Origin of the sequence: Dyadobacter sp. LHD-138 (genome assembly GCF_030929615.1) — a bacterium.
Lineage (GTDB): Bacteria > Bacteroidota > Bacteroidia > Cytophagales > Spirosomataceae > Dyadobacter.
The window spans coordinates 46,092-70,961 of sequence record NZ_JAVFVU010000032.1 but is presented as its reverse complement, the minus strand read 5'-3'; the positions used below and the strand labels follow the sequence as shown (position 1 = coordinate 70,961).

Sequence of the window (24,870 nt, the reverse complement as noted above, 5' to 3'; positions counted from 1 at the left end):
AACCACTAAAAACGAGTAAGCACTAAACACAAACTTAAATTACGCTATGGTATCTCTAACTCTTTCGCTGACTCAACTTTTGATATTCCTTGACACAATTCTTCCTAATATCACTGTTTCATTAGGCTGGTAATTGAAATATTAACGGTATTTGCAAAAGACTGATCTTTATGGTCAGTCTTTTTCTTTTATAAAAATCCCATTGGCTTCATATACGATATACCCACGGCTTCAGATCAAACCGTTACTTATTTTTTTCGTTAAATTTGAGGATTCACTGGTGAGCAATTTCGGCATTGTCATCATGGCCCCGTGCCTGCTCCTGCCAGTCACCGACAAAGTGTATCCGAAAGTCTTCGCCGCACAATTTTAATCCCAACAACCGTCACAACCGGCTCTGATATGGTTCCACCGGCTGAACCATGTTGATAATTCCTTCGACAGAGCGAGCGTGTAGTCAGCCCTGTTCAGATTAACCCATTTGAAGGCTCCACAACCGCGCCCAGCGTATACAGCACTCCGCTAAGACTTCGGAGCCAGGTGATCCTGTCGGGGTTTGTATTGTTGTTCAACAACATTTTGGTAAATTATTTTATCCGGCAGTATTTACTAAACCCATGCAAACATGAAATCACACCACTGAATATCAGCATCTTAATTCTTTGCAAGAAACAGCCAATCAGGTGGCAAAATATCGCGTTCTGCACCATCTCAGATAAAAAAATTCACTAAATTACTTATTTATCATTTCGGTGACATTTTTTCTGTACTTTTGTAGGACAAATGATCATTGGGGCAAATTAAATATTGATATGGTATTATTCATAACATTGATAGTATAGTATTATTGAGATATCATGATGTGAACCAGTCAGATAGTAAAATTTCTACTTTGGTTTTCTCTGACGGACAAAAAATAAACAGTTAAACCCTCATAAGCCATGCGCCACCTACCTTACAACATTTACATAATAGAATGCCTTGCCAGTTCGGGGGACAGGCTTCAAATTACACCACAGCGATTCAAATCGCATCATTTCCGGTAACGTTAACGTAACTGCAATTCCACCATCCAATTAACCGGAAAAGCTGTAAAAGATCTATTGCCTGTTCAACCTCAGTTAAAATTTCCACTAAAACAGATCCTGCCAATATGTAAAAACCATTCACACAATTGCGGACAAAATCATTCAGAATGAATCTGTCTGTTATCCACTTCACTCATTTCTACCCACCTTAAATTCCATTAAAATGAAGAGAAAAATACCATTACTCCTTCTGTGCTGCATGCTCCTGTGCCTTGGCGCTTATGCACAAATTCAAGTTTCCGGGAAGGTTACCGATGAAACAGGTACGGCTCTGCCTGGTGTAAGCATTGTCGTAAAGGGAACCACTACCGGCACCACCACCGATCAGGATGGTGCATTTACGATCCCCAATATACCGGGGCAAAATTCAGTGATGATTTTCTCCTTTATAGGATACACGGCGCAAGAGGTTACAGTAGGCAGTAAAAAAGTATTCAATGTTGCCTTGCCCGAAGAAAATAAACAGCTTAACGAGGTGGTTGTCGTCGCCTATGGCACAAGTAAGAAAAAAGACCTTACCGGTTCTGTAACGTCCATCGACTCGAAAACGATTGCCGTACAGGCCAACTCAACGGTAACACGGGCACTGGAAGGCGTGGTTCCTGGTTTGCAGGTTTCCTCGGTAGACGGACAGCCCGGTCTGGATATGGGTATTCGTGTAAGGGGGGCCGGTTCTACCAGCCAAAACAGCTCCAATGCGCTTATTGTCATCGACGGTGTGCCAGCCGAACATGAAAATGCGCTGGCCTCAATCAGTCCGAAAGACATCGCAAGTATTAGTGTTTTGAAAGATGCTGCATCCACAGCCGTATATGGTTCCCGCGGTGCCAACGGGGTTGTGATGGTGACGACCAAAAGAGGTACAAAAGGAAAAACCAGAATCGGATTTGAAGGACGCTGGGGTGTAAACTATGCAGGAGCACTGAAATTCGACAAAATCACAAACGCCAAAGACATTTACGAATATGCCTGGCAGGCCATCTATAATTCAGCCCGCTATGGTGTGGGCGGCACCCCTTCTACCAACGGAACATCAACGACAAACCTGCAAAAGCCGAACATGACGCATGAAGCTGCGGCTCAGTTTGCGAGTGCGCATTTGTTTGACTATGCTGGATCTACCACCAATTTTCAGTCCAATTTACTGGGTAACTGGATGTTGTACGATGTTCCTGGCGCGGTGTATACCCCAACCGGCAGCGGAACATCCGCCAGCTCGACGATGTCGGGGGCTTATCTGGTTAATCCGGATGGAAAGTTAAATCCAAATGCCAAGCAGCTTTATGCAGCCGGGAGTTATGACGATTTCTTCCTGGAAAAGAAACTACGTCAGGAATACAACATCACAGCCAGTGGCGGAACGGATAAGATTGATTATTTCACTTCGTTGGGTTATCTGGAAGATCCTTCTTACATCCGGGGGTCTAAATTTGCCCGTTACAATGTACGTTCCAATGTCAATGCGCAATTGTATAGTTGGGTTAAGGTAGGTGCCAACATTGGATATTCTAACCGTAACACACAGTCGCCGGCAACCCGTTTTGGCCGCAACGCGGGTTCGGCAACGGCCAACGTATTTCGCTGGATCAATGGACAAAGCCCTTTGATTTCTTTGTATGCAAGGGATCAAGCCGGAAATATCAAGAAAAATGCAGACGGCACTAATATGGTTCATGTCAGAGCGGGTGATACTTACTCTCCATTGGGGCTGACTAAAACAGCGACCTCGGATGCGAACCTGATCAAGTTGCTCGATGACGATATTGATACCCGTGCATCCAACGACCTTAACCTGAAAGGTTATGCAACTTTTAGCTTTTTAAAGGATTTCAGCCTGACCACCAATATTTCTTATGACCGGTTTTCGGAAACAAGAACCCGCTATGGAAACGCCGGAACTGGACCATATGTTAGCACAGCGGGCGCGTTTGGAAAAACCTATCAGAACGTCGCCATTCTGGATGCGCAGCAGTTATTGAACTGGGGACACACCTATGGCAAACATGCTTTCACCGCGATGGCAGGCCATGAGTACTACGAATACAATCTCGACAATTTGAACTTTAACTCCGCATACGGACTTATCGACGGATTTCCGGCTTATGCCAACTTTGTGGGACGCTACGGCGGAGGTACTTTTGCCTCACCGGGAGGGAACATCGTCAAGACTGCCATGGAGAGTTACTTTGGCCGTCTGAGTTATATTTATGATGAAAAGTATTATCTGGAAGCTTCTGTTCGCCGGGATGGTTCATCCAAATTTAAGTACAAGGACAACCGCTGGGGAACTTTCTGGTCCGTTGGCGGAGGATGGAGAATCAGCGCCGAGACATTCATGCAAGGAACGAAGTCATGGCTTAACGACCTTAAAATACGTTCCAGCTATGGGGTAATTGGCAACCAAAGCGGTATTGGCAATTATTCAGGATACCAGTTATGGTCATATGGGGCTGTCTATTCTTCGAGCACATCGGGGACTGGAACACCAGCTTCTTATACATTAAGCCAGGGAGCATTTGTAAACGACGGGCTCAGCTGGGAAAATACCCAAACGCTGGATGCAGGCATTGACTTTACGATGCTGAGCCGCGTTCATGGCTCGGTTGACTGGTACAACAAACACACCATTAACTCGGTTTACAACCAGCCCATCGCGATTTCTCTGGGACAAAGCACCCTGACAAAAAACTCTGCCGGGCTGCGTAACCGCGGAATTGAAGTGGATGTCAATGTGGATATCATCAAAAGTAAAAACATTAACTGGACCGTTGGCGTGAACGGAACGCATTACACCACGGTGCTTACAAAAGTTCCGGCGGGGGTTGGTTCAAAAGAGTTGAATGGTAACTGGACTGCCGGCGTGGACGGATGGGCGGCTAACGGAGGAGGCTCTACCGGCGAAACCGCATATCTGCGTGGCGTTGGTAAAGATTACTACAACATGTACTTTTTCAAATATGGCGGCGTAGATACAAACACCGGATTACCATTGTTCTATCACCGTGTAACTGAAGCGGATCATGCGGCTGGCAAATTTTCGGATACCAAGGTAGGTTCGGATATCAAATCAACGGATTACGCACTGGCGAGCCGTTACGAAATGGGAAGCGCTCTACCTAAATTTATCGGTGGCTTTACGACCTCGTTCCGCTACAAACAATTCGATTTCTCAGCCATTCTTGCCTACCAGTTGGGCGGTAAATACATGAGTGTTGAATATGCCAACGGACTTTACATGAACGGAAGCATAGGAAGTGCACTTTCCTCCGAGCTCATTGGAAACACCTGGACGCCCGAAAATAAGGATGCCAAATTCCCAATGGCTTTTTATGGCAGTGGAGCCCCTTACACCAATGGTGCTACCATCGGAAGCTGGATGTATTCGGATCTGGGGCTATTCAGTGCCTCCTACCTGAATATAAAAAACCTTTCAATCGGCTATAATCTGCCGGTATCAATGCTTGCAAAAATCAAGGCAAGTAATTTCCGTGTCTTTGCCTCGGCAGACAACGTTGCCATGATCACCGGACATTCGGGCTATGACCCGCGGATGTCGCTGGTGGGCGGCCTTGAAGTGGGTGCCTATGGTTATCCTTACATGAGTACGGTATCAATGGGCATTAACCTTACTTTCTAAGAACTTTTAAAAGCAAATACGAGATGAAAAAATATATTTTAGCGCTTTTAGCAACAGCCATATTCAGCTCCTGCGCAGACAAGCTGGAAATAACACCGCCAAACAACATTACCGATGAGCAGATACAAAAATTGTTAGCTTCCGGCAATGCAGAGTCCATCAAGCTCGTCATGGGCAGCATGGCCAATGGTATGCCGTTACAATTCAATGTTGCAGGAATTGCCGGTGTTGGTGGCGCCGACATGTATACCAGTAACCAGGGGCTGGACATGATGCGAAATCTGGAAGGAAATGACATCGTTCTGAGCGACGTGCTAGGCTTGTCTGCACTTGTGGGCGCTCCTGAATACGGAATGGACAATTTCATATCCTCCAATTCCAACAAAAACCTCGTCTACTGGAATTATGCGTGGAACTGTATCAACCAGGCCAACAAAATGCTGAACTTCCTGACAGACGAGATTGTCGGGACCAATACATTTCTGATGAATTGCAAGGCACGCGGACTGGTGGTCCGGGCGCACGGTTACAACCATCTGATGGAGAATTATCAGGATGCGTACATGCTGACCGGAAAAAACAAACTGGGTATCATGTTGTATGACAAGTTTTCACCGACACAGGCAAGCAAGCCCCGTACAACGGCCACTGAGACCTATGCATTTATCAAAAATGACCTCACCACTGCGATCAAACTGCTGACTGATGCCGGCACAGGATACACAGCCGATGTGACGGACATTGATCTTGGGGTAGCTAACTTTTTGCTGGCAAGAGTTTCCGTATGGACCGGTGACTGGAATGCGGCCGTTACGGCCTGCGACAACGTCCTGACCAAATATCCTGCCCTGATGAACCAGGGACAGTATGGCGGAACCAATACCGGTACGGCCACAGAGCCTATCTATTTGCCGGAAGCCAACGGTTTCCTGAACAACGCATCCAATCCCGAGGTAATATTAGGTTTTCCAGTTGGACAGTCTAAAACATATCATAACGCCTACACCAACCCTTTTGGTGAAGGAAACGGTGGCGTTTCCCGCGTTTACAAGCGAATCGACAACAGGCTCTATGAACAAATGGCTGCGGACGACTACCGTAAGAATAACTTCATGGCCGAAGATTTTGGGAACTATACTTACCCGGTTAACAAAACTATTGCCTTCATTCCGAAATACACCAATACGAAATTCGCTGCGACGCATGGTATTGGAAGTACCAACAAAAATGAAGTCGGTACGGTTACCTGCTATTACATGCGTTCTTCGGAGGTGTTGCTCATGAAAGCAGAAGCGCAGGCACAGCTTGCAAACGAAGCAGGTGCGAAAGCAACGCTGAATAAATTGCTTGCGGCACGTACCAAAACAGGAGCTACTGCACTCACCGTTGATACCTATCCATCAATGGCTGGTCTCACCGCTTTGCAAATGGTATATCTGCAAACCCGTATTGAGCTTTGGGGTGAAGGTGGCCGCGAGTTTTATAATAACAAACGCTGGAACATCCCGGTAGACCGCACAAATTCAAAAAATCATATGTCCAAGGTGACTTACCCGGTAGCCAAAATGACTTTACAGATTCCGGAGAGCGAAATCCTGTATAACCCGTTGGCTGTGCAGAATTAAGAGCAGACGTTTGAATTCACTTAAAAAAATGAGGTGAGCCAACTGGTTCCACCTCATTTTTTATTTTCCCCGGTCTAAAAGCTACTCCTCTAAGCTGTAAATTTTGTGGGTCAATGACTTGCAAAAAAACACCGCCAACATCAGAACCAGACAAATAATAACCTCCGATCACTACAACTGCCCATAATTCCAGCTTAAACCTCCCTGCCAGCCCAGCCAGGCTTGTGTATTTTGGTTTACCTTAAATTGAAAAAATCCTTTTTCGGTAAATGTCTGGTAACCGGCTTTAAATTCTTTTTGAACTGAATGAAGCATTGAAAATGACGGGCCTGCATTGATTGCCAATCGCTTGCTCAGTCTGATGTTCAGACCGGTTTGAAAACGATAAACGATTGGCCGGTTTTTCCAGTCGCCCAGATACACATTCTGGTGTGTGATTTCGGTATTCAGTTTGAGCTTGTCGTTTAAAATAAACTCCCGCCCAAAACCAAACCCGAAAGTATATGCTTTGCTGGCGTTATTCGTCGAGGAACCGACGGTCAAAATATTATATAATTTCCTGTTCCCGGATGTCCAGCCAATATTAAAAGGCACCAGCTCATTGGCATAAACAGAAACTGCGCCATGCCCTTTTTTTACAAGATTGAGAAAACCAATGCTATAACCGGACGAACTATCGGCCAGGTTAATCATACCGATCTGAACGCCTTTCAAATTTCTGGCATAGTTAAATAAGCCCCCCAGTTGCAAACCTTTCATACTTTTACCGGCCACATTGCCCAAAAAGGTAATCTGCGCGCCCCGTACATCCGCTCTTGCAATATTTCCAAAACCGGAAACCTGGACACCATGCAAACTACCGGAAAAACTGGCTACCCCGGATAGCTGAACACCGCTTACATGTCTTTTAACCAAACCACCAAATCCGGAGACCTGCACACCACTGAGCGAATCTAAAATCTGGTTGTAGATGCCCACCATCTGCACACCCGTGAAATTTCCGGAAACGGCATTAAACGTAGTCGCCACCTGTAAATACCGGGCATCTTTTTTGGAAATATTAAAAAGGCCGCCGATCTCAACGCCGTTTACCCCAGCCGTGTAGCCACCGTAGATATTCACGGAAACCTTGTTGACGATCTGTGAGCTTAACGGGCCGTGTGTGCTTAGGCCCGGGATGAGTGAAGCCTGAATTGGCAATGCAACAAAAAACTGGCCGATATTTCGGCTCTGCGCACGTAACCGAGAAGAGACAAATAACCTTGTCAGCCACGAATTATTTTCTTTTGTATTGGTGATGACCAGTGTATCCAGATCGGTCGCCCTGGGAAAAATGGAGAGCCTGATAGCCTCATCCGTTTCGGAGTTAATCACAAGCAAAGTATCCGCATAGCCGACTTTACTAAAAGTAAGCGTAAATGGAAAGTTCCGGTCCCGGATACGGAGTTTGAACAAACCGTCATCATCGGTTAAGGTTGAAACGAGAAATTGTTTGGAATACACGCTGGCATAATCAACAGCCTTACCGGTTTCGCCATCAAAAACATATCCGGTTATTTGATAATTTTTCTCTTTCGGTGCTCTTTGAAGAATGATATAGTTGCCGGTTTCTTTGTAGGTGTACTTTCCCGTTAAAAAGACATCCAAAAATCGCCTGACAGAAACCGATTGTATGGAAACCGAAACAAGGCTGTCACCCGAAATGATGTCGCTGTTGTAAGAAAAACGAAATTCCCCCTGCTCCCCAACCAGTTTTAACACATCGGCAACCGGTTTATTTTTCACTGAAACCGAAACGATTTTATTCAGCAATTTTTGCGCATGACAAGCCGGTAACAAAAGGAATAATGCTATCGGTGCTATCGTCCTGAAAAAAAACTGAATCCGGTTCATGTTAAAAATCGATACAAATAAACCAGATATTTAAAATTCCGGATCAAAGTTAAAACGCATTCGGGGAATTTACTCGAAATTATTTGACACACTTTTAAAGGAGTGACAACCGGTCTGTCTTTTGCCACTATCCTGATTAAAAATAAAAAACAATGCGTACCCGAATCTGGTCCGGGTACGCATTGCATTTTATATCGTTTGCCCCCTAGTCTTTCAGTCGCTTAGCCGATGCGTCAAAACTGTCCATCAAGATACCTTTTAGATTATCATTATCTATTTTGGCCAGTTCCAATGCTATTTCACCGCCCTGAGACGATTCAAAATAGATAATAATTTTGTCCGCACTTTCGTCAACCTTTGAAATCGGCCGCTTTGCCTGCGTCGCATCCGATGCATTCGCCAACTCTCCGGACAGCTTACCGTCTTTCCGTGTAAGCGTGGTTAAAAATTTCACGTCACCATTGGGCGTTCCCGTAAGATTAATTTCCCATTTTCCGGCAAAAAAATCCGTCGGTGGCACCGTTTGGGCAAAACTTTTGCAGAAGATTCCCAGGAATAAAACGGCCAGAATAATACTTGCTTTTTTCATTGTTATGATTGGTTAAAATTGAAATACTGTTTTATGATCCGGCAAATTTTCACGTTGGTGAATCAGATGCTGTAATTCATGGATCAAAATTCAGTTACGACAAGAAAAAAGCATGGCAGTTCGTAGCCGAGACGGACAAAATCAGGGTTGAAACGGAGCGCTACCCAGTTTGCAAACGCAAACGGGTAGCCTGTTTCCTTCACTTAACTTTATTCGGGCTATACTTTGGTCAGTAATTCAGTGTGAGCCCAATCCCGAATCCCATATCGCTGTCATAATGTGCAGTAATACCCGCGTTCCTGGTAAAAATATACCGCAGTGCCGCCATATACTCCTTGTCTGTATTGACCATCAGGCCCATCCGGAGGCGTTTGGAAACAGGTATATCCATCCGCTCCAACTGAAACCGTACGTTTCCGTCTGTGAAAACTTCCGCTTGTCCCACCAAAAGCATAGGCAGTGTATAACTGACACCGGCACTGAACACAGACCGTTTGTCTTTTGTACTTTTCTGCCCAAAAAGATTTGTTTCCACTTCGTCCATGCCCATTTTTCTATACCTCCAGTCAAATCCTATGAAAGGCATAAGCCACTGCATTTTTCCAAAATAGCGTCCGATGTGTGTTTCTGTTTCGTATCCATGGTGATCGTTGTAGCCAAGGCGCCACTCGGTACCGATGCTCCATCTTGTATTTTGCAGCATAGCCTGACCGTCGTTTCCGTTGGTGGCAAAATCGTTTTCAGCCATCAGATGAAATTCCCGGTCATCCGCAAACAGTTTTCGCTGGGCTAATCGCGGATTGGGAATTTCTGGGTTCGCCGGAGAATTTTCATAGGAAAAGACCCTGCCCATGCCACTCATCATGTGATAAAGAATATGGCAATGAAAAAACCAGTCCCCGCTTTCGGTTGCGGCAAATTCCAATGTGTCCGTTTCCATAGGCATAATGTCAATGACATTTTTCAGGGGAGCGTTTTCACCTTGTCCGTTCAGCACGCGAAAATCGTGTCCGTGCAGGTGCATCGGATGCCGCATCATAGAATTGTTGTAGAGCACCATGCGCACAATTTCACCTTTTTTAATCAGGATCTTATCGGTTTCAGAAACCACTTTATTGTCCATACTCCAGACATACCGGTTCATGTTTCCTGTCAAAACAAAACGGAGTTCCTTGACCGGTGCATCTTTCGGAAGCGAGGTATTATCCGGTGATTTGAGCATCGCATAGTTCAGTGTCACAATCGAAGACAAAGCATTGCTATTGTACATATTATGACCCGCATGACTACTTTCACCATCCTGTTTACCATGCGCCATTTTCATCCCATCCGTCCCGGCCGCTTCAACCTTTTTGCCGGTTTGCTTTATTTTCTTTCCCTGCGCCGGGCCAGTGATTTCCGGATACATCACCACATTCATGTCCATCTGATTCAGGCTCATTTTCATGCCCATATCATCCAGGTTACCGTCCATTTTCATCATGCCGTTCATCATTTTCATCCCCTCAAAATATTTCAGTTTCGGAAGCGGTGAGGCCAGTTGTTTTACCCCTTCGCCCAGGTACAATGAAGCGGATTTTGTCCGGTCTTCTGCGGTAACGAGGAATTCATAGGCAACGGACGGCGCTCCGGGAATAACAGCCGGGATGGTAACGATCACATCATAAGTTTCCGAAACGGCTATGAGTAACCGGTCGACTTCTACCGGCTCCACATCGTTCCCATCGTTTGCCACCACGGTCATTTTCCCTCCGGCATACTTGAGCCAGAAATAAGTAGACGCGCCTCCGTTTGAAATCCTCAAACGGACCTTATCGCCCGGCTTAAACTGTGAAAGTTGGCTTTCGTTTTTCCCATTGATTAAAAATTTATCGTAATACACATCGCTCACGTCCATAGCCGTCATCCGCTTCCATTCATTGGCTAATTTGGTTTTAAAATAACCTTGTTTGATTGCTTCCGAATAACTTTGGGTAGTCCCCTTTTTGATGGCAAACCAGTCACTGGCATTGTGCAGTAACCGGTGCACATTTCCGGGGTTCATATCCGTCCATTCGCTTAACACAATGGGGACTGTGGGAATATCCGGCTCCTTTTTCTTGTTCAGAATCATCGATCCATACATACCGATCTGCTCCTGTAATCCGGTGTGACTATGATACCAATGCGTTCCGTTTTGAATAATCGCGAACCGGTACAAATGGGTGGTATGCGGCTTGATCGGCATCTGGGTTAAATTGGGAACGCCGTCATACTTGTTGGGTAAAAACAGTCCATGCCAGTGCAGGGAAGTTTCTTCATTCAGCTGATTGTGTACGTAAATCTCCGCCGTATCCCCTTCCGTAAACGTAAGTGTCGGCATGGGGATCTGGCCGTTTACCGCAATAGCCCTTTTGTCTGTACCAGTAAAATTCACAATCGTATCTTTGACGTACAGATCATACCGAACAATTTTTTGTCCAAACCCTGTCTGCGCAATAAAAAGAAGAATCAAAACGGGGTATACAGCCCTTATGCCAGGAATTTTACAAAAATCCATAAAATGCTTTATTAATGTAATCAGGAGAAAGCTGTCCTGCATCTCAAAGTAACCAGGAGATTTCAGGACAGCCGTTTTCCTATTTGATCATTTCTGTTGTTTTGCCACAATTTAACATTTGGGCACCGTAGTATGGATTTTTTATCGCCGCCACCTGGCTCAGCCAGTTGGCACCTATTCCTTCTTTGGCCATGGGACAATGCTGATAGTAAACGGCCTGAGACGGCTTTCCAGCTTTGATCAGCTTATACATATTCTCGGAAAGTGAAGAAAAATGATCTCTTTGATGACCGACATCCTTGGTTTCCGAAATGTGGTCTGCATCAAAATCCAGGTCTTTCATCACCTTCATCCAAACCATGTGCTGCTCATTTCCAAGCGCCGTCATTTGCACGGCCTTGATTGCCTTAACCAAATGCGCTGCGCTGGCAGCAGCCGCGTTTCCATCTGAATTTACCAATGCATCTTTTATGGAATAATAAGCATCCAGAAGCGGTTTCAAAGGATCCGAACTTTCCGTTTCAGCCTTGCTATTACCCGTCATATCCGTTCCATGCTGATGTCCATGCGCTGGTTTCTGTACCACTGACGCATCCTTATCCGTGCGCTTATACCGGCAGCATCCGGCCAGTTTTGCATAGGCATCATCCGGTGCCAGATAACTTTCATTGTCAAAACCCGCCAGTGCAACTTTTTTTAGGATTGCATCCAGGGAAGTTCTTTTGCTATCATAGGATACAGAGGCGATTTGGGTTTTATCATCCCAATTTGCCTGGGAAATATTCTTTTGAAATGCAGCTGCTTCGATCCCCTCTTCACAGATATTACAGGACCCTGATATTTTTACATTTACAGTAGTTACATTCTTTATTTCCGCCTGCGACAGAAAAGGAGACAGCAATAAGGTAATTGCCATCAATATTTTAATTGATTTCATCGGATAAAATTTAAGCTGTTCGTATTGTTTTTCCTAAAAAAGTAAGGGCGTACCTGTGGCTATCAGGCACTTAACGGCTTATATTGGGAGGCATCCAAAGAGAAAGATACACGGGTGTTGGGGTCGTTTCTTTGAAGAACCAGGGGTTGTTCGGGAAAATTTCAAAAACAGGTTTTAGCAGTAAACAGGTCGGAAGCACTTTTAGCGCCAATACCGGAATGGAGTGCGTGCAACTACAACCCGGTCCGTCACAATGATGACCACAGATTTTCTTTTTATTTCCCGGCACCCGCCGATTTTGGCGGTCGCAACACACCCCTTTTTTCGAAATATGTTTCATTTCCTTCTGAGAAGAGGCACAATGTTTAATTCCACATGCGTAGACATCCCCTGCCCAAACAAGCTGGCAGGTTAGAATTAACAACATGAAAACACTTCTTCTCATAAAGAAACATCATTTTGATCGTACAAAGATCTGAGATCTTTCGACGACTTTTTTTACACAATTATAGGAATAATTTACATAGTTATGGATTTATCCGTTTTAAAAGCCTCAGCATCGCATTAAGGCTTTTCCGGACATGCTTTATACAGCAAAGCAGACTCCCAAATGAGAAGTCTGCTTTGCTTTTTGATTTAAAATAAATACCTGTTTATTAACCTGTTACGCTATGGAATTTTTGAACCGGTCACCGTAAGTATTCCCTTCATCACACGCCAGTGTCCGGGGAAAGAGCAAATGAACGGATATTCCCCAGGCTGCGCGGGTGCCTTAAAATTGAGGCGAAAGCTTTTTCCCGAATTGACCAGTGGTGTGGCAAAAAGCACGTCCTTTGAATCAGGGATAAAATTCCGCTCGAATCCGTCTTTAAGACTCGCCATGGCATCGGCAGCTTCTCCGACTTTCTGAGCTGTACCCGGCTTGACGATCAAAACATTATGCGGCATCAGGTCCGGGTTTTCAAAAATAAGCGAGATGGATTTCCCCGCAGGAACCGTAATATTTGTTTTGTCAAAGGCCATTTTTGCTTCGATGGCAGTAAGCTTGATTTCCATGGTGCCCATACTTTCCAGCATTGACAAAATCTCAGGTCTGTCTTTCTCCGGGAGCTCCGGTACCATAGCCGTGATTTTCAAAATCACCTGCGCAAATTTCTCAGATCCCTGATTATTTTCTGAGGTCGTATTTAAATAAGCTAAGTAGTCTTTAACGGTTTGGGTTTTTGCTGCATTATTCCCGCTCATTTTAAGCAACAAAGGATAAGCCTGGTCGGGCAGGCTTGCGGTCATGCTTTTTACTTTCTCATAAAAGGATGCTTTCAGATCACCGTCGGTTAAAAGTGCGATGCCATGCAGATAATCGGCCTGATTGGCCTGACTTTTCTGTGCCGCATCCCATACCGACTCGTCCGAGCGCTCGGCTGTAATTACCGCTGCATACCCGATAGCATGCGACCGCCGGCTGCTGTCTATTTCAATCATATTTTTGAGTTCTGCAACGTTGCCCTTCAATTCGGAACGGTCCCTGTTTAAGAGCATCCGGATCAATTCTTCCTGAGCCCGGTCTTGTACATTTCCCGTTTTTTTAGATTCATGATGACGGATGGTATTTATCAAAACCTTTGCCGCACTGGTATGCTGTGCCGCTGCGATTTTGATGACGGCATCTTCTTTTTCTTTCACGTCAAAATCATTTCTGGCAATCAGTACCGTCAGCACTTCCGTGGTTTGCGGAAACGCCGAAAGTTCCTGAGCGCTTACAAGACCCGACAAATAAGGAAGTGCCCGTAATTGTGCCTCCGTCAGGTTTTTGTTTTGTTTAAAATCAGGGAGCCATAACGGCTTCAGGTAAGTGAATGTTTCCCGGATGGCGTAGTCCAGGTAATAATCTGTCGGATACTTGAAAACGTCCATGGCTGCCTCTGCTGCCTGCTGCGACTCGAAAAAGCTCAAAGCCACTATCGCTTCCAGTCTCACCCGTGCAGATTCGTCGTTCAGTCGCGAGCGCATCAACGCCAATGCTCCCGGCACGCGGTCACGCCAATTGAGCAGCACCTTTGTGGCGGCGACACGCGCCTGACATTGTTTCGCATTTAATAAAGTTTTCAGAATATTTTCCTCAACCACATCGAAATCCTGATAAAGCCATAGCGCTTCCAGCAGATTATGCTCGAATTGTTTATCATTTTTATCCAGCGCAGCCACCCATTGTTTCAGCACCGGCAAAACATCGGAAGGCTTTTGCTCACGAATTTGCGCACGTGAACGATAGCGCATTCTGTCCTCATATATTTTAAGGTTGTCAAGGAGCCGGGGGATACTTTGCTTGGAAACGTCAACCGGCTTAAGCAATGGTTTATCCTTGTAAGTAATTCTCCAGACACGTCCGTGGGATTTGTCCCTTGCCGGATCCCGCGGAGGATTTTCCCCATGTGAAATCAACGGATTATACCAATCGACAATGTACAAACCACCGTCAGGCCCGAATTCCAGATCGATCGGACGGAAATTAGGGTCGGATGATTGCAGGATTGGTTCAACTTCTTTACTGCCAATACCTGAACCTTTCTGAATGATGCGGTGCTGTTTGGTTCCCTGAAAACCAATGTTGTTATTGACTAAAAAATCGCCCTGCACGGCATCCGGAAACTGTCGGCTGGAAACAATTTCAATACCCGCTGTCGGCCGTACCCGGGTTTCGGTAAACATTTCAATGCGGGGATGCTTATTTGGATAATTTACTTTCCCGGTCATCGGCGGCGCAAAATAATTGGATCCGTCCGAAGCGTCACCGATCAGGTGCATACCCCATTGGTCAAACACGCTTCCCCATGGATTGTAGTAAGGATAAGAGATATAATGAAAAAGTTTCCCGGTCCTGGGTTCAAAACGATAGGTCGATCCGCTGTACGAGCGGACCGGACCATAAGGCGTTTCAACCTGTGAATTCAAAAATGTTCCTTCATTAAAATACAGTCCGCCGTCCTGTCCGAAAGTAAACGCATGTGTGGCATGGTGACTATCTTCCGAGCCAAAGCCTGTGAGAATAACTTCCCGTAAATCGGCTTTATCGTCCCCGTCGGTATCTTTAAGAAACAGAATATCCGGTTCCTGGGATACATAAACACCACCATTCCCGAATTCAAAGCCTAGCGGAAGGTAAAGGTCATCAGCGAAAACTGTATGTTTATCGGCCTTTCCATCCCCATTCGTATCTTCCAGAATGACAATTTTATCATGTACCGGAATTCCCGGATAATATTGCGGATACGTAGGCATGGTGGCCACCCATAACCGACCCCGTGCATCAAAATTCATAGCCACGGGTTTTTCAATTGGAAAATCTTTTTCAGAGGCAAAAAGATTGATCTCATAACCAGCGGGCAGCTTGAACTTTTCCGTCGTTGCAGGCCAGATCTTTTCCTGATGATGCGCATGGGCCGCGGCAGCTTTGGCCGCCTCTCCCTGTCGACCGGTCATGGGTATCGCTGGCACCATGGCCGGATCAGCCGGTTTCCCTCTCAGATCGGTGATCTCGATTGCTTTTTTAAAACTTTCGGTCCCATTACTTTTCCCCAGCGCCCAGATCACGGAATCAAGAGAAACCGTCATCTGGTTCAGTTTTCTGAGTTCCGGAGGATAGGCAATAACTCCGAAAGGTTCCCGTCTTCTTCCGTAAATGTATTCACCATTAACGGCACGCCAGCGGTAAAAAAAATGATCATCTTTCATTTTGATAACCTCCCGTAATTTTTTACTGTTTTCAGTGTCGAAATCCGGTTTTCTACCAAAGCCCAAAGATTGCCCCATCCATGCTGCCGCAAGCCTGTAACCTTCATCCGTTAAGTGGATTCCATTAATGGTAATGGTTGATTTTTCCTTTAAAGTCATTCGGCTTAGCGACGGCGTAAACAAATCGACAAAGAGTAAACCCTTCGCATCGGCCATCCTTTGCATGCTTTTGGTATACAATGCCAGATTTTTATTGTGTTTAGCCGGGTCAGGATAGTAACGGCCAAGATTTTCCTGTGCTATGGGAGAGACCAGAATAAGCTTGGGTGCCGAATGCCCGTTGAATTGATTGTCTTGTAAATTTTTAATAAAAACTTCCAGATCTTTCTCAAACTGAGGCAATCCTGCCGCTCCTCTGAATGCCTCATTCATGCCAAAACAAAGCAAAATGACATCCGCTTTTTGTTCATACAGATCCTGGTTTAAACCGTTAAAATTGAGCGCAACAGGCATATGAATCGGTTCCCCCTCGTGCGTAAATCCCTGAAAAGTCACTTCTTTTTTGGGCTTGACAGCGGGCGACACCTTTTCTCCAAAGCCAGGAAAGTTAAGCGGACGAGGTTGTAAGCCAACTTCATCCGCACTCCATCCCATGTTTCTGAGCATCAATTCCTGATCGGGAAAATTTTTCTGGAGTAAAGTTTCAAAATAGCCATAATGGCGCATCCTGTCTGCGAACGTGTTTCCCAGGAGAACGATGTGATCGCCCTTTTGCGGAATAAACCGGGGCTTTAAAGGTTGACTATAAGCAGGCATCAGGAAAAAACCTGACCAAACTAGCAGCGACAAAACGACATTCAGAATCAGTGACTTCATAAAATTTTCTGGATAATTCGGTAATAGCACATTTAATTTTCTCTGAAACCTACCAGCCGGTATTTTGTTTCAGATTCGGGTTTTTCTCAATTTCCCGCTGCGGGATTGGCATAAAATACATTTTCTCCTGAAACACGTAAGGAATTCCATCCACGGGTTTCGGTTTGTAAGCGTAGGTTCCGTTTGCATTTTTGGTGATATACATCGCATTAAACTGCTTGCCATTTAGTACTTCCACCGATTTTTTCCAGCGACGAAGATCCCAGTATCGTTTGTTTTCAAAGCTTAACTCGATGTACCTTTCCTTATAAATACGTTCCCGCATTTGCGCTTTTGTGAGCCCGGCAGGCAATTGAAAAGGAGCTATCCCGGCACGTTGTCTGACGAGTTCCACAGCTGAATAAACCGAAGCGTCCGGCGCAGCCAGCGATTCATTTTTCGCTTCGGCATAATTCAAAACGACTTCCGCATAGCGGAGTTCAATCCAGTTCTGATCGCTGCCGGAGCCACCATAGTAGTCTTTGTTGCTTTCATTCATCCCCTTCCTGATCAGATAACCGGTAATGGTTGCGTAAGGAAAATTAATACCGTCGATCGGCGCACCTTCGTACATGTAAATGGCAGAACCAAAAAAAGTTGCACCGTTATACAGAACCGTCGCGTCAAATCTCGGATCTCTGTTCACATAAGGGTTTGTAGGATCATAACCCGAACCCGGCTCGTCAATCGCCTTGCCATTTTTCATCTCAAAAGTGTCGACAAATTCCTGCACCGGGCTTCGGTTAACGGCGTCCTGCTTGGATTGCGAATCAGGCTGCCCCCACGAATCCCATCCATGGTCCCGGAAGGGTTTCTGAAATTGTACACTGAAAATTTCTTCTTCATTATTTTTGTCCAGCATGATGTTCCGGAAGCTGGGGTGGAGACTGTAAACACCTTTATCCATTACTTCCTTGTTGACCAAAGCAGCTTTTTGCCAGCGTGCCGCATCTGCGCCCGGATTATACAAGGGGCTAGCCCAAAAAAGAAGAACACGTCCCAGGAATGCTTTTGCAGAATTTTTATTCGCCTTCCCTACGTCGACAGCACGGCTTCCGTACGTTTCCGGAAGTAAACCAACGGCTTCTTCCAATTCCTTGACAACAAACGCAAAGCTTTCATCCACCGTCTTGCGCGCAACAAAAAGATCATCGTCCAACCCCTGCGGCTCGGTGATAATCGGAACACCTCCATAACGTTTGATCATGTTGAAATAAAGCATGGCGCGCAGAAATTTAACCTGCCCCTTAAAAAATGCTTTCTTTTCATCATCTACTTTCGCCTCGTCAATTTTAGCCAAAAACATATTGGTTTTTCTCACCGGTCCGTAAGCCCAGTATTCCATCGGATTATTGTCGGCAAACCATTGTCCCTGAACAACATTCCTTGGTCCCCCACCCCAGTAACAGCGTGATTCATCGGTAATGTTATCATACAAATTCCGGTCAAAAGAAGGAACGTCCAGATACATGTTGTTGACAAAAAGCTGCATTAAAGCCGGGTCTTCAAATATTTTTTCTTCCGGAATAGAATCTGTGGCTTCGCGCTCCAGAAAATCCTCGTTACAGGAAGCACCCATAAAAATCACCACGATCAGCAGTACATTTGCAAATATTTTTCTCATGATCTTTGATTAAAAAGTAAGGTTTAGGCCCAGGTTCAGTGTACGCTGCTGCGGATAATAGGTCCCCGTAGTATTTTCTATTTCGGGATCAAACATTTTCATTTTGGACCAGACAAACAGATTGGCTCCTGAAAAATAAAAACGCACATTTCTAACACCCATTTTTTTCACCAGATCCGATGGCAACGAATAACCCACATCTATCGACCGTAACTTAATGTAACTTCCGTCCCGCAGGTACAGACTCGACGTCAGTGAATTGTTCGGATTTGCACCCTCCCAGGGCCTGGGATAGAGCGCATTGGGATTCTCCGGCGACCAGTGATCCAGCAAATCAACGTAGGTATTTCTTGACCCGTTCTGAAAAAAATCCCGGGCAGCACCATATAAAACCTGTTTAATTTTTCCGGCTGCCTGAAACAATACGTTCAAATCAAAACCTTTCAGTGAGCCGCCAAAAGACAATCCGCCAATAATCTTCGGAACGTTATTGTCCATCGAAATAATTGTAAGATCACTGGCATTTACTTTTTTGTCCCCGTTGATGTCAGCGTATTTGACATCCCCCGCTTTTTGCCCTCCGTTAAACTGCGGAAAATAGGCAGCAACTTCTTCGTCGGTCTGGAAAAAACCCAGTGCTTTATAGCCGGTAACAAAACCGAGCGGTCGGCCTGTCTGCAACAAATAATCCGGCGTATTGGCTGGTTCGTCCAGAACGATCACTTTGCTCCGGGAAAAGCTGCCGTTCAGTTTGACAAAATATTTCAATGCCTGGATATTGTTCTGGTGCGTCAAAGAAAACTCGATTCCCTTGTTATCAACTTTCGCATAGTTCTCAGCGGGTAACTGCGCCCCCAGCGTGCCGGGAATCGAGCGGATCCGTGAACGGAGGATATTGGAAGTCCTTTTGTAAAAAAGATCGATTTCAAATTGCAGTTTTCCTTTCCAGAGTGATCCCTCCAGACCGGCGTCCGAAATCGCGGCGGTTTCCCAGGTTACGTTCGGATTAGGTAATATCCCCGGCGTAATACTCGTAAACCCTTCGTTGCCAGACACAATGGCTCCGGATGGATTGTATACCTGCAAATACTGAAAAGTCGGATTCCTCAGTAAATAACCGTTGTATACATTCCTGTCATTACCAACTACCCCGTAAGAAGCACGGAGTTTCAAATTATCAACAAAGAAAAGTGCCGCACTGTTTTTGAGAAAAGATTCCTCGCTAAGTCTCCACCCTGCCGAAACGGCCGGAAAAAAACCATATTTTTTAGTAGTCGGGAAAGCCACCGAACCGTCTCGTCTAAACGATGCCTCCAACAGGTATCTTTGCTGATAACTGTAATTGAAACGGGCAATGGCACCCCGTCGGCCATCCGTAAATGAACCTCCGTTGGCATCTTTTTGACTTTCCCCGCCGAAGAAAAACTCGTCCAGTCCCTGAGCCGGGAAATTGGTACGGAACCCGTAAAAATTATTGCCTTTCGCATCAAGCTGTTCAAACAATAACAGCCCGCCAAATTCATGGGCACCGAAGGTGCGTAAGTAGTTCAATGAAACATTCAGGGTGGTTGTGTTGTATTCACCGAATGCCTGATTCAATGCCGTTTTCCCATTCCAACCACCATAAGGATAAATTTCAAGGGTATTCCCATCGGCATCCTGCCGGTTCATAAAAATGGGCACATTGTAGTGTTTGTTGTTGGAATACTCCTTGCCAAAAGAAGCCCGCCCGGCCAGCGACAAGCCCTTAATAAAAGGGAGATCATGTTTTAAGGAGAGCGTAGCCTGCAAAATATTATTTTTTCTGCGGTTATATCCGGTTTTAATTTCTTCAACAGGATGCTGCTCACGTGTATAAAAGATGGTCCCGTCCGGATTATAGGCTTTATCCAACGGATAGGCAGCTACGATATCATCAAATATCGATTCCGGCGCATAGGCGCTTTCATTCGTATTTCTGACACTTGCATCAATATCAGCCGAAATGGTGAAGTGCTTATTGATGCGCGCATCTACATTTGTCCGGATGGAATAACGCTGAAAATTAATCTGATCATACATGCCGTCCTGGTTCAGATAACCTAACGAAAGAAAATATTTGATGGCGTCCGAACCACCGTTTACGCTCAGATTTTGCTGCGTTTGGAAAGACTGCTTTTTAAGCGTCATTCCGTACCAGTCATATTCAGGAATTATACCCGTTCTGATGTCTTCCAATTGTTGATCGGTGTATTGGAGCGGTTTACCTAAATTTCTTAGTGCCTGATTTTTGGTTGTGGCATACTGATAACCATTGAGCACCTTCGGATATCTGGTTGGCTGTTGTATGCCTACAAATCCGTTGTAATTAAAAGTCGGCTTGCCGCTTGTCCCGCGTTTGGTTGTTACCAGCACAACCCCGTTTGCAGCGCGTGAGCCATACACAGCAGTTGCCGACGCATCTTTCAAAATAGAAATACTTTCCACTTCATTCGGATCAATCTGATCAAAAGTCCTGACAATACCATCGACAACAATCAATGCACTGTTATCTCCAAAAGTACTCGCGCCACGAATCGAAATGGAAGAACCAGCACCTGGCTTACCATTTCCATTGACTGCGATCAGGCCGGGAAGCCGTCCTACCAGCGAATTGGTGATGTTTGTAGACGGTGCCTTTAACAATTCTTTTCCATCGACCGAAGCCACCGAACCCGTCAGGTTTACCTTTTTCTGCGTACCGTATCCGACCACGACAACTTCTTGAAGTGATTTCAAATCATCTTTCAGTACAACATCCAGGGCAGACTGGCTGCCGGCCAGAATTTCCTGAGATAAATAACCTACAAAAGAAAATATCAGGGTTGTATTTTCATCCGGAATACTGAATTCAAATTTCCCTTCTGAATCCGTAAGCGAACCCCGCTGCGTCCCTTTTACGACAATGCTGACACCCGGTAATTTTTCTCCTTTTTCGTCGCTGACAGATCCTCTGATGATTTTGTCAATTGGTTTCTGTTCGGCAGGACGGTCCTGCACGACTGGCTTCAACCCAGGCAATGTATTTAGTATTAGATGTTTACCTAAAACCTCATACCCAATACCAAGCGGCTTAAACAGCGATTCGAGCACTTTGTGAAGGGCTTCATTGCGGACATGAAGACTTACCTTCCGGTCTGCCGGAATGAGCTGCGGACTATACATAAAACGTACCGAAGCCTGTTTGCCAATCTGGCGAAGCGCGACACTGATCTCGCGCTCATCCAGATCCAGCGTAATATGCCGGTTCAGCAATTCCTGGGCTTTTCCGTCGCTGGCCACAGCCAATGACGAAAACACGAAGCAAAGGATAACCTGGTAAATAGAAATTCGCATGATTTCGAATAAAATCCTGGTCGGTTTTGGACTAATTTTCATAGTTTTGCATATATACTTTTTTGGAAAAATGGGTATAGAAGTTCCCTTCTCCTGTTTGGGAGAACAGGATGGTTAAAGGGAATAATAAAATGAAGCACAAGCCCGGAATGTTAGCGCACTTTTGGCTTGTGTTTTATTTTAAGGAGGAATGTCAAAATGAATCATGGAAAGGAAATGTTAAGGGTTCGGAATTTTATAACTGGTTTCTACCGTATTATTTACAGGAATTGCCGTAAATGATTATCTGGCCGTCTATGACCTCGTATCGCGCCTGAATGGCTTTACAAATCATGCTCATTTTTTCAAACAGGGGTTCTTGTCCCAATTCTGCCGTAAGCTGGCAGCCCGCAAGCAGGTCGGCATCGTAAACAATCTGCACGCCATATTTTCGGTGGAGCGTATCAAATATTTTTACAACCGGCGTCTGGTCAAAGATTAAGGTTTCGTCCGTCCCGGCAACTGATTCCAGCGGTATCGGATTTTCTACCAGCGACCTTTTCATTTTTTGTTCCTGGCGAACATAAACAACCTGCTGGTTGGGCAGCAAAACAAGCTCATCGACATCCGGTTTATAAGATTTGTTATTTCCCAGCAAGGTCGCCACGGTCACTTTCCCCGTTTTCACAACAACACTTACATCCGCTTCCTTATCGAAAGCTTTTACGGTAAAGCTTGTCCCAAGAACGGTGGTGACAATATCACGGGTATATACTTTAAATGGGCTATCCGGATTTTTAATAACTTCAAAAAAAGCCTCTCCGCTAAGGAAAACTTCGCGTTTTTTAGTGACAAAATGTGAACTGTAACTGATCCTGCTGTTGGGTGATAATTTTACCTTGCTGCCATCCGCCAACGCAACTGGTTTTATCGCGGTGCCGGTATTTACAATTTCGATTAACGCTTCCTTATTTACTTCTGTAAGCGTTTTATAACCTGAAACATCCTCGGCTTGTTCTCTTTTCTCAGCATAAAAATGATACGAAATCGCCATGAAAGCCAGCACAACCGTTGCCGCCACAAATTTACCAAACCAGTTGCGTTGCGGCGAAATATCAGTTTGACTTTCGCTGCCTGCGTTCCTTGCCTCTGTAAGGCGTAGCAATTCCTGTTGTAACTCCTCTTCCGGAAGATATTCCTGCGCATGCCGCATTTCACCGATCAGGCTTTTTGCCGCGCTGATCAGTGCTGCCCGGTCAGGGTTCTTCCTTATCCAGTTTTCCCAGAAAGTATTGTCTTCGGCTTTTTTATGCATTACCCACCTGCAAAATGCTTCATCGGTAAGGAAATCTTTCAGCTCATAGTTACGATAATCCTGCATGTGCACTTGCTCTCATTAAATTCTATAATGAAATAGTACAAATTGATATACAGATACCCTTTTTTGAGAAAAATTTTATAAATAATTTAAAATAAAGAAGAAAACGAGACTTCAAAGATGATGTTGCCGGAAGAAAAAAGAGAATTAAACGGCCTGTGAAGCGTTCAAACAAAGAAAATGCAGATCATTTGGGTGATGATACCGGTAAACACTGGGAGATCATTTTTAAGCTGACTAATTGCCCGATATAAAAAGTTAGAGACAGTCTGCCGCTCTACTTTCATCACGCTGGCAATATCATCGTGTGAAAGCCCCTCGTAGAATTTGAGAAAAATGACCTCCTGCTGACGTCTTGGAAGGCGGTTGATCGCGCTGCGGATTCCCCGTTCCTTTTCTGTCATGGATTCGGAACTGATCAGAATGGATTCAACGGTAAGGTTATCTGTGAAGACGTCATAACTTTCCGAAATATCTGCCGAAATGTCAATCCGGTTATCGATCCGGATTTTTCTTAAAAGGTTATTTCGCAATGCGCGAATAAGGTAAACGGTTACGTAGGTGGTGTCGGTCAGATTGTTTCTACGGTACCATAATTCGAGAAAAAGATCCTGAATGCAATCCTTAATCAGGTCCGTATCTTTGGAGAACTTTGTTGCATAATTGAATAAAAGCCTGTACCTGCGTTTCGCCAGCTCATCGAAAGCAGCCCCATCGCCCTGTTTAAGACGACACCACAACTCCCCCAGATAGGACTCGTCTTCGAGCGTGGCTGCAACGTTACGCATGTTAATAGGTTTACAGAGTTATCGATCAGGACAGCAATTCGATATATAGAAAATATATTATAATTTATCACAATATTCCAATTTATACTTAAAGATCGTATCCTGTACTGTCCTGTATCCCTGATGCGCACAATATCTACGGATTAAAAAGTAAGGCAGAGACTAAAAAAACCGTAAACTATTGGACCTTTGACCGTCTTGAAGCCTGACTATTTGCTACTAATTTTTGATTCCTTACAATTTTATCAATTGTTTTAACAATACGCTCGACTTTCGTATCATCGTTTTTTGCTGAATAGATCCATTCGACGCATGCCTTTTGTTCTGCATTGGTATAAGTCAAAAAAAACTCAAAAACGCCTGGCTCATCCTCCAAACAAAGTTTTAGCTCTTCCGGGATCGTTGTTGGCAGCCTGTCGGGAAACAATCTTATATGGACAGAATCACCTGACTGTTTTTTAATTGCTTTTCTTATTTCCGCCCGTACCGGCAGAAATAACTTCCCCTCGCCCATCGGCATCAAATTGCAATTTTTTATTTCAAACCCCTCAATTGTTCCCCGGACTCTTACCCAACCAAAATGCGAATGTTTATCCGGAGAAATTTCGGGAATCCGGACGTAGGTCCACCCGCCCTTTCCCGGGAATTTCTCAAGAACATAGGTATTGTCACACAGGGGTTTCTCATTTTCCGAATTATCCATATTTGAACTTTTCGCTTCATTAGGTTAATACAAGTTGCCTTATTCCAATTTTGTGAATCCAGGATGTACACAATGATAAAACTAAGGAT

General features: G+C 45.0%; 13 protein-coding genes. 2 read left to right on the top strand and 11 right to left on the bottom strand.

Annotated features, from left to right (window positions below; all coding sequences use genetic code 11):
* The first annotated feature begins 1,251 nt into the window (after positions 1–1,251).
* On the top strand, positions 1,252–4,725 hold the full coding sequence (locus tag RB622_RS22145; protein WP_308048864.1) for a SusC/RagA family TonB-linked outer membrane protein: 3,474 nt from the start codon (positions 1,252–1,254) through the stop codon (positions 4,723–4,725).
* Between the two features lie 23 nt (positions 4,726–4,748).
* Positions 4,749–6,350 carry a RagB/SusD family nutrient uptake outer membrane protein gene (locus RB622_RS22140; RefSeq protein ID WP_308048863.1) on the top strand — a complete coding sequence of 534 codons (1,602 nt, stop codon included), beginning with the start codon at positions 4,749–4,751 and terminating at the stop codon, positions 6,348–6,350.
* Positions 6,351–6,521: 171 nt separating this feature from the next.
* Here the strand turns inward: RB622_RS22140 and RB622_RS22135 are convergent, their stop codons facing one another.
* The 11 genes from RB622_RS22135 to RB622_RS22085 form a co-directional block, all read right to left on the bottom strand.
* Positions 6,522–8,243 (bottom strand): carboxypeptidase-like regulatory domain-containing protein, encoded by a 1,722-nt coding sequence (locus RB622_RS22135; protein ID WP_308048862.1) that lies wholly within the window; start codon positions 8,241–8,243, stop codon positions 6,522–6,524.
* Between the two features lie 205 nt (positions 8,244–8,448).
* On the bottom strand, positions 8,449–8,832 hold the full coding sequence (locus tag RB622_RS22130; protein ID WP_308048861.1) for a hypothetical protein: 384 nt from the start codon (positions 8,830–8,832) through the stop codon (positions 8,449–8,451).
* Between the two features lie 229 nt (positions 8,833–9,061).
* The gene (locus tag RB622_RS22125) at positions 9,062–11,371 is read right to left on the bottom strand and encodes a multicopper oxidase domain-containing protein (RefSeq protein ID WP_308048860.1); all 2,310 of its coding nucleotides are present in this window, start codon (positions 11,369–11,371) and stop codon (positions 9,062–9,064) included.
* A 79-nt stretch (positions 11,372–11,450) separates the two neighbouring features.
* Positions 11,451–12,308, bottom strand: a complete 858-nt coding sequence (locus RB622_RS22120; RefSeq protein ID WP_308048859.1) for a DUF3347 domain-containing protein — start codon at positions 12,306–12,308, stop codon at positions 11,451–11,453.
* 70 nt (positions 12,309–12,378) lie between these two features.
* The gene (locus RB622_RS22115; protein ID WP_308048858.1) at positions 12,379–12,753 is read right to left on the bottom strand and encodes a hypothetical protein; all 375 of its coding nucleotides are present in this window, start codon (positions 12,751–12,753) and stop codon (positions 12,379–12,381) included.
* Between the two features lie 224 nt (positions 12,754–12,977).
* Positions 12,978–16,916 (bottom strand): PVC-type heme-binding CxxCH protein, encoded by a 3,939-nt coding sequence (locus RB622_RS22110; RefSeq protein ID WP_308048857.1) that lies wholly within the window; start codon positions 16,914–16,916, stop codon positions 12,978–12,980.
* A gap of 49 nt (positions 16,917–16,965) precedes the next feature.
* On the bottom strand, positions 16,966–18,579 hold the full coding sequence (locus RB622_RS22105) for a RagB/SusD family nutrient uptake outer membrane protein (protein WP_308048855.1): 1,614 nt from the start codon (positions 18,577–18,579) through the stop codon (positions 16,966–16,968).
* Between the two features lie 9 nt (positions 18,580–18,588).
* Positions 18,589–21,975, bottom strand: a complete 3,387-nt coding sequence (locus RB622_RS22100) for a TonB-dependent receptor (protein ID WP_308048854.1) — start codon at positions 21,973–21,975, stop codon at positions 18,589–18,591.
* 214 nt (positions 21,976–22,189) lie between these two features.
* Complete coding sequence (locus RB622_RS22095) at positions 22,190–23,293, bottom strand: FecR family protein (protein ID WP_308048853.1); 1,104 nt, start codon at positions 23,291–23,293, stop codon at positions 22,190–22,192.
* Positions 23,294–23,457: 164 nt separating this feature from the next.
* Positions 23,458–24,078: a sigma-70 family RNA polymerase sigma factor gene (locus RB622_RS22090; protein ID WP_308048852.1), complete on the bottom strand. Its 621-nt coding sequence runs from the start codon at positions 24,076–24,078 to the stop codon at positions 23,458–23,460.
* A gap of 178 nt (positions 24,079–24,256) precedes the next feature.
* On the bottom strand, positions 24,257–24,781 hold the full coding sequence (locus tag RB622_RS22085) for a YdeI/OmpD-associated family protein (RefSeq protein ID WP_308048851.1): 525 nt from the start codon (positions 24,779–24,781) through the stop codon (positions 24,257–24,259).
* Between the last annotated feature and the right edge of the window lie 89 nt (positions 24,782–24,870).

Bases quoted from the DNA above. Each gene is read 5' to 3' on its own strand.
- RB622_RS22105 (WP_308048855.1), bottom strand. From the start codon at position 18,579: ATGAGAAAAATATTTGCAAATGTACTGCTGATCGTGGTGATTTTTATG.
- RB622_RS22135 (WP_308048862.1), bottom strand. From the start codon at position 8,243: ATGAACCGGATTCAGTTTTTTTTCAGGACGATAGCACCGATAGCATTA.
- RB622_RS22130 (WP_308048861.1), bottom strand. From the start codon at position 8,832: ATGAAAAAAGCAAGTATTATTCTGGCCGTTTTATTCCTGGGAATCTTC.
- RB622_RS22100 (WP_308048854.1), bottom strand. From the start codon at position 21,975: ATGAAAATTAGTCCAAAACCGACCAGGATTTTATTCGAAATCATGCGA.
- RB622_RS22110 (WP_308048857.1), bottom strand. From the start codon at position 16,916: ATGAAGTCACTGATTCTGAATGTCGTTTTGTCGCTGCTAGTTTGGTCA.
- RB622_RS22090 (WP_308048852.1), bottom strand. From the start codon at position 24,078: ATGCGTAACGTTGCAGCCACGCTCGAAGACGAGTCCTATCTGGGGGAG.
- RB622_RS22120 (WP_308048859.1), bottom strand. From the start codon at position 12,308: ATGAAATCAATTAAAATATTGATGGCAATTACCTTATTGCTGTCTCCT.
- RB622_RS22125 (WP_308048860.1), bottom strand. From the start codon at position 11,371: ATGGATTTTTGTAAAATTCCTGGCATAAGGGCTGTATACCCCGTTTTG.
- RB622_RS22095 (WP_308048853.1), bottom strand. From the start codon at position 23,293: ATGCAGGATTATCGTAACTATGAGCTGAAAGATTTCCTTACCGATGAA.
- RB622_RS22140 (WP_308048863.1), top strand. From the start codon at position 4,749: ATGAAAAAATATATTTTAGCGCTTTTAGCAACAGCCATATTCAGCTCC.
- RB622_RS22085 (WP_308048851.1), bottom strand. From the start codon at position 24,781: ATGGATAATTCGGAAAATGAGAAACCCCTGTGTGACAATACCTATGTT.
- RB622_RS22145 (WP_308048864.1), top strand. From the start codon at position 1,252: ATGAAGAGAAAAATACCATTACTCCTTCTGTGCTGCATGCTCCTGTGC.
- RB622_RS22115 (WP_308048858.1), bottom strand. From the start codon at position 12,753: ATGAGAAGAAGTGTTTTCATGTTGTTAATTCTAACCTGCCAGCTTGTT.